At 50.2% G+C, this 13,171-nt stretch carries 10 protein-coding genes; all 10 read left to right on the top strand.

The window, feature by feature from the left end:
* Positions 1-9 precede the first annotated feature (9 nt).
* The 10 genes from KNO78_RS08175 (at position 10) to KNO78_RS08130 (ending at position 13,146) form a co-directional block, all read left to right on the top strand.
* Positions 10-321: a hypothetical protein gene (locus KNO78_RS08175; protein ID WP_074036034.1), complete on the top strand. Its 312-nt coding sequence runs from the start codon at positions 10-12 to the stop codon at positions 319-321.
* Positions 322-363: 42 nt separating this feature from the next.
* Entirely contained in the window at positions 364-3,429 is a 3,066-nt protein-coding gene (locus KNO78_RS08170) for a CgeB family protein (RefSeq protein ID WP_214690551.1), read from the top strand.
* Positions 3,426-5,609 (top strand): glycosyltransferase, encoded by a 2,184-nt coding sequence (locus KNO78_RS08165; RefSeq protein ID WP_214690552.1) that lies wholly within the window; start codon positions 3,426-3,428, stop codon positions 5,607-5,609. Before KNO78_RS08170 ends, KNO78_RS08165 begins: the two co-directional genes overlap by 4 nt.
* Before the next feature lie 127 nt (positions 5,610-5,736).
* Complete coding sequence (locus tag KNO78_RS08160) at positions 5,737-7,026, top strand: nucleotide sugar dehydrogenase (protein ID WP_074036038.1); 1,290 nt, start codon at positions 5,737-5,739, stop codon at positions 7,024-7,026.
* Positions 7,027-7,041: 15 nt separating this feature from the next.
* Positions 7,042-7,839: an ABC transporter permease gene (locus KNO78_RS08155; protein WP_012727110.1), complete on the top strand. Its 798-nt coding sequence runs from the start codon at positions 7,042-7,044 to the stop codon at positions 7,837-7,839.
* Positions 7,840-7,849: 10 nt separating this feature from the next.
* Entirely contained in the window at positions 7,850-8,737 is an 888-nt protein-coding gene (gene tagH / locus KNO78_RS08150; RefSeq protein WP_012727109.1) for a teichoic acids export ABC transporter ATP-binding subunit TagH, read from the top strand.
* 49 nt (positions 8,738-8,786) lie between these two features.
* The gene (gene wecB, locus KNO78_RS08145; protein ID WP_012727108.1) at positions 8,787-9,887 is read left to right on the top strand and encodes a non-hydrolyzing UDP-N-acetylglucosamine 2-epimerase; all 1,101 of its coding nucleotides are present in this window, start codon (positions 8,787-8,789) and stop codon (positions 9,885-9,887) included.
* 81 nt (positions 9,888-9,968) lie between these two features.
* The gene (locus tag KNO78_RS08140) at positions 9,969-10,445 is read left to right on the top strand and encodes a hypothetical protein (protein ID WP_196431112.1); all 477 of its coding nucleotides are present in this window, start codon (positions 9,969-9,971) and stop codon (positions 10,443-10,445) included.
* A gap of 37 nt (positions 10,446-10,482) precedes the next feature.
* Entirely contained in the window at positions 10,483-11,913 is a 1,431-nt protein-coding gene (locus tag KNO78_RS08135; RefSeq protein ID WP_159562817.1) for an MBOAT family O-acyltransferase, read from the top strand.
* 12 nt (positions 11,914-11,925) lie between these two features.
* Complete coding sequence (locus KNO78_RS08130) at positions 11,926-13,146, top strand: DHHW family protein (protein WP_214690553.1); 1,221 nt, start codon at positions 11,926-11,928, stop codon at positions 13,144-13,146.
* Positions 13,147-13,171 lie beyond the last annotated feature (25 nt).

Here is a 13,171-nt window from a genome sequence, read left to right as displayed (position 1 = left end):
GGTGAGAGCATGAGCAACGAATTTGAAAAAGAAATCGGATTGTTGAAACAACGAATCAAACTGCAGGAAGAAGAGATTCGTCATTTGAAACATGATGAACGTCTATTACGTCAAAAGCATCGACGACTCGTTCAAAAGTATGGAGATCTTCTGTACACGTTTGAATGGACCGTGAAGACGTTCGAGAAGAAAGAGCAAGCGCTCAGTGACTTGAAACGTAAATATGATGTGTTGAATCAGAAGTATCGTCGTCTTGTGCAATCGAAAGCCGGAAAAGCGATTTTGAAGGCACAGGCGGTTGCACGACGCATTCGCAAATAAAGAATCGAGCTCGAAAGACTCGATGATTTGGAGGATATGAGGATGGATTGGCAGAAAAAAGCACGTCGCGCCGCTTACCTTGGGGTACAACGGTCGAAGCGACTCGGTCGTAAAGTGTTGAACAAACGCCCGAACAAATCGCATCAACTACGTGAACTCGTACCGAACTGGTATACACGCTCACCTTACGTACACGTTGAAGGGACGGACCTTGTCTTCTCTGGGGACGAGCCGGTCACCGTCACGTACCGACCGAACGCGAGTTCAGATATCATCTCGGTGAACGACCTCGTCGAATCAGGTCAAAAGACGTTCACGGCTATGATGCGTGTCAAATCGCGCGAAGGTCTGATGCCAACGTTGACGTTAGAAGTCGTGCGTAAAGGTGGACGTACTCGTTACGTGACGGTACAGGACGGCGATCAGGTCGATGTGACGCTCGGCATGGGTGAACAAATCGTCCGGGCTCATCTTGAAGTCAACGGGGCAGGAGCGTTCAGCCTCGTCGAGCTCATGCTCGGCAAGCTGTCGCTTTGGACAGTCGAAGGGACGGCTGCGAACGTATCACTTGATGCTTTTGATTTCCGTTATCCGCTTACGTCGTCGTCACTCCGTTCTCTCAAACCACAGAGTGAGATTGCTCACTTCGACGGAGACACGCTCGTCGTCCGTGCCGAAGGGAACCAATACACGCACTATGGCGTCGATGAGATCGCGCTGCCACACGTCGATACAGAACGTGGCATCGATTTTGAGACGGGTGATATGGACGATGACTTGTATCGTTTCTATTTGAAAGGGGACCGCACGGGTACAGCGGACGCCTCGCTATTCATCGCGACGTATACGGTGTCTGGGCAGGATCGTTTGATTGAAGTGCCACTCGGACTGAGCGGTATCGTCCGCATCGCACCGTCACACCGTTCCATCCGCTATTTCATCCGCGTGAACGGGTCAGGACAGCTTGAGAACTTGAATATCGGCATGATTCACGAAAAGAGTGTCCGCCGTGAAGACGTCTTGTCCCTCAAACCGGACATGTGGACGATCCCGGCACCCGACCTCATCAAATTGAAGAGTCGAGATGACCAACTCGTCGTCCAGTTGAAAGGCGAGGACGATCAGCGCCGCTACATCTCGTATGCAGAGATGAACAACAGCTTCAAACTGCTCCCGACAGAGTTCCCGTATGAAGTGAAGGCGAACAGTCGTTACCGTGTCACGCTCGATGGTGTAGCCGATGAAGGGGCGAATGTTGTCCTCTACATCATTGCCTACTCGGCGACGGAGCGTCAGATTATGCAACAGGTTCAAATCGGAAGCGAGAAAGTCTTCTACTTTGACCGTGGCATCCGCTTCCTTCGTTTCGCCCTCCGTGTCGACGGTGTCGGAGAGGCTCGGGTCGACCGCATCCGTGTCGCTGAAGAACTCGTCAGCGATGGTACAGAAAACCCGACATGGATGGACGTGCGCGAGGCTCGCTTCTTCGCACCAATCCCACGTGAACTACACGAACTGAAGGTCGCGGCCATCTTCGATGAGTTCACGATGGCATCTTACAAACCAGAATGTCAGCTCATCACGTTCACACCGGACAACTGGAAGACGGTGCTCCTCGATGAGCAACCGGACGTCCTTGTCGTCGAATCGGCGTGGAAAGGTAACGCCGGTGCATGGGAGAAGAAAATCGTCAAATATGGCACGAACACATGGGAAGAGCTCGATGCGCTTCTCGCTTGGTGCCGTTATCACAATATCCCGACCGTCTTTTGGAACAAAGAAGACCCGATTCACTACGACCGTTTCATTGAAACGGCGAAGCGATTCGACTATGTGTATACGACCGACATGAACCGCGTTCCGAACTATAAAGAAGATTGTGGTCATGACCGTGTCGATGCGTTACCGTTCGCGGCGCAGCCGAAAGAACATAATCCGATCCGCTTACCAGGGACTCGTGAGCCTTACGCGTGTTTCGCCGGTTCGTATTATGCGAACCGTCACGAATCACGTAAAGCTGACATGGACAGACTGTTCGCGGCAGCAGACAAGTATGGTCTTGCGATTTACGACCGGAACTATGCGATCAACCAACGCGGGGAGAGCGACCAACTTCAATTCCCGGAACAGTTCCGTCACTCGATTCGCGGCAGTTTGAAATACAACCAGATTGCCAAGGCGTATAAAGGATATAAAGTCATGTTGAATGTCAACTCGGTCAACGATTCACCGACGATGTTCTCACGTCGCGTCTTCGAAGGGCTCGCCTGCGCCACACCGGTCGTCAGTACACGCTCGGTCGGGGTTGATGCCATGCTTGGCGATTACGTCTTCCTTGACGACGGAGAATCTGACTTGGATGAAACGTTCCGCCGTTTGATGACAGATGACTCATTCTATGAGGACATCGCGATGCGTGGTATGCGTCACGTGTTGACGTATCACACGTACACGCAACGTCTCGCGAAAATCGTCCAAGACGTCGGCATCCCGTACCGTGTCGACCACGAGAAGATTGCCGTCGTCGCCTTCATCAAGTCGCGCGAAGAGGCAGAACGCGTCGTCGCTCAGTTCGAGGCGCAACGTTATGAGCATAAACATCTCATGATGTTCCTCGATAAGTTCGAGGATCACATCGATGTATACAACACGTATAACACGCCGTCGATCTCGACGTATATGCGTAGCTACTTGACGCACTATACCTCGTTCACGGAGATGGTCGAAGCGTACGATTGGGTCGCCCACTTGAAGTCGTACGATTATTACGGTCCGAACTACTTGAGCGATTATCTGCTCGCGGCACGCTATGCAGAAGCGGACGTTCTGACGAAAGAGGACTACTATACGTATGACGGTCAGCTCGTCAAACAAGACCATGACGAGTCGTATCGTTATGTGTTTGATGCGACACCGTCCCGCTCGATCGTGCAGCCGTCGGCACTCCGTTTCTATACGGTGGAGGAGGCACTCCACATCTTTGAAGCGGATGAGAGCTTGAACGAGCTTGCTCGTTCTGGCAAACGCATCTTCAGTGTCGACCCGTATCAGTATGTGAAAGCCGGTGCCGCCATGGATGAAGCGGACCTTCAGGAGGTAACATTATGACGAAGCAACCGCTCCGAATCCTCGTATACGGGGACGTCAATTTGAACTTGATCGACGGATCGGCCATCTGGCTCACGTCGGTCGTGCATATGTTGAACCAAGACCCGAACATCGAGGTCGACGTGCTCTTGAAGCGCTCGATCGTGAAACCGGAAGTGACGGCGTCGATCAAACAGCTCGACCGCGTCAACTTCATCGACGTCTTCACGGAAGACTCGACGAAGAAAGACGAGCCGTACTATGAGAAGAAGGTGCTCCAGCCGGAAGAGGCGGCCCAACTCATCCACGAGCTTGTCGAGACGAAACAGTATGACATGACGTTCATCCGTGGGTTCCAACTCGCTTATGCGCTCTCCGATTATGAACATACGATGAAAAAGACGTGGACTTATCTCACAGATTTCACGCATGATTCATCGGCCGCGTCACAGGAGGAGTTGGCACGTTTGAAGAAGATTGCGGACCGTTCGGCTCGCATGCTCTGTCAAACAGCGGAGATGAAGGCGTACTTCGAGACGTTTTTACAGACGCCGAAGCCGTTCCTCATCTTGAACCCGATGATCCCGAACATGCGTGAGGCGACGCCGACGTTCAAACGTCAGGCGAAACGTCTCGTCTATACAGGAAAGTTCGCGCCACTCTGGTACTCGGCTGAAATTCTCGACGCACTCGAGAAAGTACGAGTCCGGATGCCGGACGTCGAATTGAAAGTGGCGGGAGACAAGTTCAACCAAGACCCGAACAATCCGAACTTCCGTAAAGAAGTGACGCACCGTCTCCAAACGGACGAAGGGGTCCACTGGTTGAAAGGTATCCCGCGTGCGGACGTCGAGACGCTCATCGAAGAGAGCGACATCGGCATCTCGTGGCGTCACCCGGACCTTGACGACAGCCTCGAGTTGTCGACGAAGCTCCTCGAATATGGGGCGCTCGGGAAGCCGGTCCTCCTTAACCGCAACAAGATGCACGAGATGTTGCTCGGGTCGAGCTACCCGCTCTTCGTCAATTCGGAAAACGAATTCATCGAAAAGGTCGAGCTCGCCTTCACGCATCCAGCCATCTATAAGGATGCGGCGGAACGGCTCTACAACATGGCGAAGAATTATACGTTCGCCAGCACGTTCGAACGTCTCCGTGACGCGATTTGGGAGATGCAGAAGACGACGATCCTCTTCGCCGGTCACGACTTGAAGTTCATCCGCATGTTCATGGAACGTTTCGAGGCCGACCCGAGCTACCGGGTCCTCGTCGACCAGTGGGACGGACACAAGATTCATGATGTGAATCACAGCAAGGCATGTCTCGCACAAGCAGACGTCATTTTCTGTGAATGGGGCCTCGGCAACGCCGTCTGGTACTCGCAACATAAGTTGCCGCATCAACGCCTCATCGTCCGGATTCATCGTCAGGAGAAAGAAACACCATTTCCACGGGAATATGCGCTCGACAACATCGACCGCATCATCCTCGTCTCACCGTATATGTTAGAAGAGATGCATCGTCTGTTCGGAATCCCGCGTCACCAGATGACGGTCATCTACAACGCCGTCGATGCGGACAAGCTCGAAAAACCGAAACTGGCAAACGATTTGACGTTCCGTCTCGGTATGATCGGCATGAACCCGAAACTGAAGCGTCCGGACCTCGCGCTCGACGTCCTCGAAGAGCTGCTGAAGAAGGACAAACGGTACCAGCTCCACTTCAAAGGACACCATCCAAAAGACGTCTATTGGATCGGGAAGCGCGAAGAGGAGAGCGCATACTACGAGGCGCTACTGAATCGAATCGAGGAGTCAGAACTTCGCGACCACGTCCACTTCGATGGCCACGGCAATGACGTCGATACGTGGCTCCAATCGATCGGATTCGTCTTCTCGACGAGTGACTTGGAAAGTTTCCATCTCGCACCGGCCGAAGCGATGGCAGCAGGATCATACCCGCTCATCCGCCACTGGACGGGTGCGGAAACAATTTACCCAGACGAACTACTCGTCACGGATACGTCGAAATTTGTCGATACGATCCTCTCTTATAAAGAAGATACCGAGAAGCTGAAGACGGACGCAAAAGCCTATCAGGCGTATGCCCGTAAACATTTCGCGCTCGATCGTCTCTATCGAGAGATGGAACAAATCATTTCAGGCAAAACACACGAACAATTTGCGACGACATTGTCATGAAAATGTAATTGCACCAAAGAATTGTTCAAGAGTATAATGAGTATTGTTTTATTATCGAATGTGAAATAAAATGATGGACAATGCGCTATTTAAAAAGCGCGTCAAAACATTTGGAGGTTACCACACAATGAAAGTATGTACAGTAGGTCTTGGATATATCGGATTACCGACATCGGCTGTCTTTGCGAACTATGGCGTCGACGTCGTCGGAGTCGATATCTCACAACATGTTGTTGATAAATTGAACCGTGGAGAAATCCACATTGAAGAGCCAGGTCTCGGCGAAATGGTCGCAGACGTCGTGGCAAAAGGGAAGTTCCGTGCATCACTCTCTCCAGAGAAAGCAGATGCCTTCATCATCGCGGTCCCAACACCGAACAACGACGACGAGCACAAATCATGTGACTTGACGTACGTCTTGGATGCGACACGCAAAGTGTTGCCATTCGTTGAGAAAGGCAACGTCATCATCGTTGAGTCGACAATCGCACCACGTACGATGGACGACTTCGTCAAACCACTCGTCGAAGAAGCTGGATTCACTGTCGGTGAAGACATCTATCTCGTACACTGCCCAGAGCGCGTATTGCCTGGACAAATCCTTCATGAGCTCGTGCACAACAACCGCATCGTCGGTGGGATCACGACAGAATGTGCAGAAGCAGGCGCACGCGTCTACGGTACATTCGTTGAAGGTGAAATCGTGAAAACGGATGCGAAGACGGCAGAAATGTCGAAACTCATGGAAAACACGTTCCGTGATGTTAACATCGCACTCGCGAACGAACTCGCAAAAGTATGTAACGACTTAGACATCAACGTTCTTGACGTCATCGAGATGGCGAACAAGCACCCACGTGTCAACTTGCATAGCCCAGGACCAGGTGTCGGTGGACACTGTCTCGCGGTCGACCCGTACTTCATCGTCGCGAAATCACCTGACCTCGCGAAAATCATCAACTTGTCACGTGAGACGAACGTCTCGATGCCACACTACGTTGCAGACAACGTTCAGAAGTTGACTGCTGGAATCGAAGACGCGAAAGTCGCTGTCTTTGGTGTGACATACAAAGGAAACGTCGACGACATGCGCGAAAGCCCAGCGGTTGAAATCGCTGAAATCTTGCTTGACCGTGGTGTGAACATCTCTGTTCACGATTCACACGTTGAAAAATCAACATCAAGCCGTTTCGAGCTCGTTTCAAAAGAAGAAGCACTCAAAGACGCAGACCTCGTCCTCGTATTGGTTGACCACAATGAGTTCAAAGTCCTCGACTTTGCAGAGCTCAAGTCATCAATGCGTCGTCCGATGATCTTCGACACACGTAACATCGTGAAACCAGAAGGTGAAGACGTAGCGGTCGTCAACTACGGCAACCTCTACAAATATACAAAGGAAACGAATCTCGTTCTTTGATTCAGGTGAATGAACATGTTTAAATCCGCGAAAGCTATTCTTTCAGAGCTAAAGTCGAGCTTGTACTTGATTTTCCGTCTCGCCACGTATGAGACGCGAAGCAACAACTCGATGCAGTACCTCGGATTTTTATGGGAGTTCGTGACACCGTTATTGCAGATTGGAGTTTACTGGTTCGTATTTGGATTTGGTATTCGAAGCGGCAGGCCGATTGATGGCGTGCCGTTTCTGCCATGGTTGGTCGCAGGGATTGTCGTCTGGTTCTTTATTGCCTCGGCGATCACCTCGACGGCCCGGTCCGTCTATTCGAAAATCGGCATGGTCTCCAAAATGAGCTTCCCAATCTCGACGATTCCGGCATACGTCTTGCTCGCACTCTTCTATCGCCACGTGGCGTTAGTCGGTGTCTCGTTTATCTTGATGTGGGCATTCGGATTCCCGATGGGGCTACATTCGCTCTGGTTTATCTACTTGGCGTTCAGTGCGCTTGCACTACTGTACTCGCTCGCCTTGATTACGTCCGCGCTCACGACAATCGTGCGCGATCTTCAAAACCTTCTTCAGTCGATGATGCGGATGTTGATGTATTTGACACCGATTTTTTGGGTGCCGCCGGCGAAGCTCGCGAATATCCTACAAATCAATCCGCTCTATTATTTAGTCGAAGGATATCGGTCGATGTTCCTCGGAACCGACTGGTTGGCGACTAACTGGGCTTACGGTCTCTATTACTGGGCCATCGTCTTCGTTCTCTTCTTCGTCGGGTCGATGATTCATTTGCGTTTCCGTCGACACTTCATCGATTACATTTGAGGAGGACCTTATGTACCAGGTTAAATTTGAAAACGTATCGAAACGATATACGCTTTATAACAAGCAATCTGATAAGCTGAAAGAGATCTTCTTCAGTAAAGCAGGGGGCAAACAGTTTTACGCGCTTCGTAATGTCACGTTTGAAGTTCCACCCGGGGAAGTGGTCGGGATTATCGGCATTAACGGGTCAGGGAAGTCGACGATGTCGAACTTGTTGGCTGACGTCATGCCGCCGACTCACGGGAAAATCGAACTTCACGGAAAGACGGCGTTGATTGCGATCTCTTCTGGTTTGAACGGCAACTTGACTGGGCTCGAGAACATCGAGCTCAAAGGGTTGATGCTCGGGATGACGAAACAAGAGATTATCGATTTGACACCGGCTATCATTGAATTTGCCGATATCGGTGACTTTATCAATCAGCCGGTCAAGACGTACTCGAGCGGGATGAAGTCCCGTCTCGGATTCGCCATTTCAATCAACGTCGACCCGGACATTCTCGTCATCGATGAGGCGCTCTCGGTCGGGGACCAAACGTTCACCGACAAGTGTCTCGCCAAGATGAACGAGTTCAAAGATCGTGGGAAGACGATTTTCTTCATCAGTCACTCGGTCTCACAAGTTCGCCAATTCTGTACGCTCGGCCTTTGGCTCGAGTTCGGAGAAGTGCGCGAATATGGACCAGTCGATGAAGTCGTTCGGGAGTACAACAAGTTTTTGAAATGGTTCCGCAACTTGTCTAAAGAGCAACAAGACTCGTTTAAAGCCGACAAGCTCAAACGTCGTACGACGGTCGTCGATGCGACAGAGCTCGGAGAGACATACATCTTACCGCCTTTGACAGAAGAACAACTACAAACACGCCATTCGTCGGTCGCTGTATCGAACGAAGCGTGAGCAATTGGGAGGAGGAAGCACGGCGAAGTCAGACCGTGCGAAACGACCTATGAAAAAAGTCATGACCGTCTTTGGGACGCGACCAGAAGCCATCAAAATGGCACCACTCGTACTTGAGTTGAAAAAACGTGAAGGGGTAGAACCGATTGTCGTCGTGACAGCGCAGCACCGTCAAATGCTTGACCAAGTGCTCGAGTTGTTCGAAATCAAACCGGACTATGACCTCGACATCATGAAGGACAAGCAGACGCTTTACGATGTCACATCACGCGTATTGAAAGGGATGGGCGAGGTTATCGCTGAAACGAAACCAGACATCGTGTTGGTCCACGGGGACACAACGACGACATTCGCGGCATCACTCGCAGCCTTCTACAACCAAGTCGCAGTCGGTCACGTTGAGGCTGGCCTGCGCACACACAATAAATATTCACCATTCCCGGAAGAGATGAACCGCCAATTGACGGGTGTCATGGCTGACCTTCATTTCGCACCGACGGAAACGTCGCGTGACAACCTCCTTCGTGAAGGCAAGAACGAAGAGATGATCTTCGTCACAGGGAACACGGCAATCGACGCACTCAAAACGACAGTCCGTGACGACTATGCGAGCGAATTGCTCGACAGCATCCGTTCACAAGGTCGTCGTCTCGTCATGTTGACGGCACACCGTCGTGAGAACTTGGGTGAGCCGATGCGTAACATGTTCCGTGCGGTCCGTCGCTTGATCGAGAAGTATGATGACATTGAAGTCGTGTATCCGGTCCACATGAACCCGGTCGTTCGTGAACTCGCTAACGAGATTCTTCACGATGTCGAACGCGTCCACTTGATCGAACCGCTCGACGTCTTCGACTTCCATAACTATGCGGCGACGTCGCACTTGATCTTAACGGATTCAGGTGGCGTACAAGAAGAAGCACCATCTCTCGGTGTACCTGTCCTCGTCCTTCGTGACACGACAGAACGTCCAGAAGGTGTAGCTGCAGGAACACTCAAACTCGCAGGGATTGAAGAAGAGAACATCTTCTCACTCGCGGATGAGCTCTTGTCTGACGAAACGGCATACAAAGCGATGTCACAAGCATCGAACCCGTACGGTGATGGTGAGGCGTCACGTCGAATCGTCGATGCCATCCTTGCCAACTAAATGAAAACGAATAGAGTTGTTTTGTGCCCGGCACAGCAACTCTTTTCTATATCATTATCCTAATGATTCGGAGGTGCTTGCATGTCAACGAAGCGAATTCGTCCGGCGATTTACCATTACTATCCGCGTGGACCACATAAAAATCATATGTCGATGCGCGAAGAGGAATACAAGACAGAGGTCACTTTTTTACCTCAATCGCTAAAGGACTCGATTTATGTTCAACTATTTGACTTGAAATTTGAAATTCCCCCATCGAAAATCTTTTTGGCTGATGCCAAGATGGATGAAGGGGAAGAGATGGAAGTCAACACATCCGTTTATGTCGAAGGCGACCGCGCCATCCGACTAGAATTGTACGTCATGCAGTATTCAGACGAAGAACGTTTATCGAATAAGCGTTTCATGCTCACATTGAACCCAGGGGTGAACCCCGTTGTAGAAGTCGTCAAACAAATGGAAGATGCCAAGTATTTCAAGATGTCCTACAAATACATCGTAGAAACGCTTGAACCGACCACTGTACGATTTGATGATCTCTATGTGACGTTCCGCTAAGCGGAGCAAGTCTTAAGGGAGAAAGGGACCATACGGTATGTTATTTAGTTCCACGGTATTCTTATTTTATTTCTTACCGGTCGTGCTGCTGCTGTATTTCGTGTCACCACGCTGGTTAAAAAATACGATTTTACTCGTCTCAAGTTTATTTTTCTATGCATGGGGTGAACCACGGTTCGTCTTAATCATGCTCGCATCGATCGTCATGAACTATGTGTTCGGCTTTATGGTCGACAAGTATCGTGATGATGCAAAGAAAATCAAATGGACGATGGTGCTCATGCTTCTCGGGAACCTCGGGATGCTTGGGGTCTTCAAGTACGCGAGTTTCTTCGTTGAGAACGTCAACTCGGTATTTGGCTTCTCGCTGAACGACCCGGATATTCCTCTTCCGCTCGGGATTTCATTCTTTACATTCCAAGCGATGAGTTATGTCATCGATGTGTATCGAAACGATGGGCGTCTACAGAAGAACTTGTTTGACTTGGCACTTTACGTATCGTTCTTCCCACAATTGATTGCCGGACCGATCGTCCGTTATCAAACGGTCGCAGATGAAATCGTGGACCGCCGTGAGACAGTCGATGACTTCGTCTCTGGGATTCAACGATTCGTCATTGGTCTAGGGAAGAAAATGATTTTAGCGAACAGTTGTGGATACGTCGCGGATCAGGTATTCAGTCAATCGGCCGGGGATTTGTCGACGACACTCGCCTGGATCGGTGTCATCGCTTACTCGCTACAGATTTACTTTGATTTCTCAGGTTATTCGGATATGGCGATCGGTCTCGGTCGGATGTTTGGGTTCCATTTCCTTGAGAACTTCAATTATCCGTATATTTCAAAATCAGTGTCTGAGTTTTGGCGCCGCTGGCACATCTCACTTGGGAGCTGGTTCCGAGATTATGTGTACATCCCACTCGGTGGGAATCGTCAAGGTCCTTGGAAGACGTATCGCAACTTGACCATCGTTTGGTTATTGACCGGGGTATGGCACGGTGCGAGTTGGACATTCATCGCATGGGGATTATACTATGGGATTTTCATCATGCTCGAACGGGCATTTCTTGGGAAATGGCTTGCCGCATGGCCGGCATGGCTCGCCCACGCGTTCACGCTCTTCATCGTCGTCATCGGTTGGGTATTCTTCCGTGCCGATAACTTCACGTACGCAACAGAGTATCTGCAAGTGATGTTCGGATTACACGGGGGTGAAGTATTCGATCAAACGGCATATTACTACATTGTTCAGTACGGTGTCGTGCTTGTCATCTCGATGATTGCTGCTACACCGCTTCCGAAAATGCTAGTCGCCCGCTTCTTGCGTCATGAAGTGAGTACGGATCGTCCTGTGCTTGCTGCAAGCGCTGGTCTTGCACGAGCGGCGTATATCATGCTCATTTTCGGTATCTCGATTTCATATGTCGTATCGAGTACATTTAACCCATTCATTTATTTCCGGTTCTAAGGAGGGCTGACAATGGAACAACAAACCAAAAGCGAACAAGTCCGTTCGAAAAGGCGGCGCCTCTCTTGGGTGGTCAACAGTATCCTATTGATCGGCTTCCTTGGCACCATCTTTTATGGACTCGCCGTTTACGCCTTTGGCACCGAACAAGCACGTTCAGATAGTGAGGGACGGATGCTAGCACAGCGCCCGGATCCATCTGTCGAGACGATTCTGGATGGAACGTATATGGAAGAGTTCGAGGCATCAGCAAACGATCAGGTGTTTGAGCGTTACATGTGGATTGAGACACAAGCTTGGGTGCAACGTAACGTTCTGCAACAACAGATGAACAACGGTGTCATCAGTATCGATGAGTTCTTGTATGCACCAGATCCTGTGGCGAGCGACTATTCGTCACTTGGGGTCTTCTTTAAAGAATTTCAAAAAGAGATGAGCGAAGCTGACATTCCATCTTACTTCGCATCGGCCCCAAGTAAACCGGTCTATGCGACAAGACAAGGAATCTTCCCAGATTACATCGAGTCGGCAGATGCAGAAAACCGAGGACAGCTTCATGCACGTCTTGAAGAGAATGAGATTCCGCTCATCGACTTAGAAGAAACGCTTGGCGATCAGCCAGGAAAAGATATTTACTTTAAGACGGATCACCACTGGCGTCCGGAAGGGGCATTCATGGCTTATGAACAAATCATGGAACGCTTAAGCGAGCAGTTCCCTGATGCTCCTGCCTTATCGATGGAGGATATGGAAATCAAATCGGTAGACGGTCCGTTTTATGGATCTCATGCCCGTGAAATTTCGATGCCTTACGTCGAGTCACCTGATCAATTTACTTACCTTGAACCGAAAGACGGATTTACTACGACAGTCTGTCGAAATGGCGACGACTGTGGTCATTCGGTCCTAGATACGGATGTCTTGAAGAACTCGACGAAATTCACGAACTACTACAACTTGTTCATGGGTGATAACTATGCCCAATCGAAAATCACACAAAACAATCCGAAAAATGATTATCACTTGCTCGTCTTAAAAGATTCGTATGCGAACCCGATGCTTGGCTATCTTGGAGAGTCATTCGGAACGGTGTCAGCGCTTGATGTCCGTTACTTCGACGACTATGATGTCAGCATTGCGGATTATGCAAAAGAAAATGAGGTAGATGCGGTGCTGTTCGTTCACAACGATCGCATCCGTGGTCTTGGTTCGATGTATCAAGAAGGCTTGTAACCCTAATCAATCGATTACGGAGAAA

Source organism: Exiguobacterium sp. s132 (genome assembly GCF_018617235.1).
GTDB classification, from domain to species: Bacteria; Bacillota; Bacilli; order Exiguobacteriales; family Exiguobacteriaceae; genus Exiguobacterium; species Exiguobacterium profundum.
Note: the sequence above shows the minus strand (reverse complement) of the source record. Positions and strands in the feature narration are given on the sequence as shown.

Excerpts from the sequence above, each read along its gene's own strand:
- KNO78_RS08175 (WP_074036034.1), top strand. The coding sequence starts at position 10 with ATGAGCAACGAATTTGAAAAAGAAATCGGATTGTTGAAACAACGAATC.
- KNO78_RS08170 (WP_214690551.1), top strand. The coding sequence starts at position 364 with ATGGATTGGCAGAAAAAAGCACGTCGCGCCGCTTACCTTGGGGTACAA.
- KNO78_RS08165 (WP_214690552.1), top strand. The coding sequence starts at position 3,426 with ATGACGAAGCAACCGCTCCGAATCCTCGTATACGGGGACGTCAATTTG.
- KNO78_RS08160 (WP_074036038.1), top strand. The coding sequence starts at position 5,737 with ATGAAAGTATGTACAGTAGGTCTTGGATATATCGGATTACCGACATCG.
- KNO78_RS08155 (WP_012727110.1), top strand. The coding sequence starts at position 7,042 with ATGTTTAAATCCGCGAAAGCTATTCTTTCAGAGCTAAAGTCGAGCTTG.
- tagH (WP_012727109.1), top strand. The coding sequence starts at position 7,850 with ATGTACCAGGTTAAATTTGAAAACGTATCGAAACGATATACGCTTTAT.
- wecB (WP_012727108.1), top strand. The coding sequence starts at position 8,787 with ATGAAAAAAGTCATGACCGTCTTTGGGACGCGACCAGAAGCCATCAAA.
- KNO78_RS08140 (WP_196431112.1), top strand. The coding sequence starts at position 9,969 with ATGTCAACGAAGCGAATTCGTCCGGCGATTTACCATTACTATCCGCGT.
- KNO78_RS08135 (WP_159562817.1), top strand. The coding sequence starts at position 10,483 with ATGTTATTTAGTTCCACGGTATTCTTATTTTATTTCTTACCGGTCGTG.
- KNO78_RS08130 (WP_214690553.1), top strand. The coding sequence starts at position 11,926 with ATGGAACAACAAACCAAAAGCGAACAAGTCCGTTCGAAAAGGCGGCGC.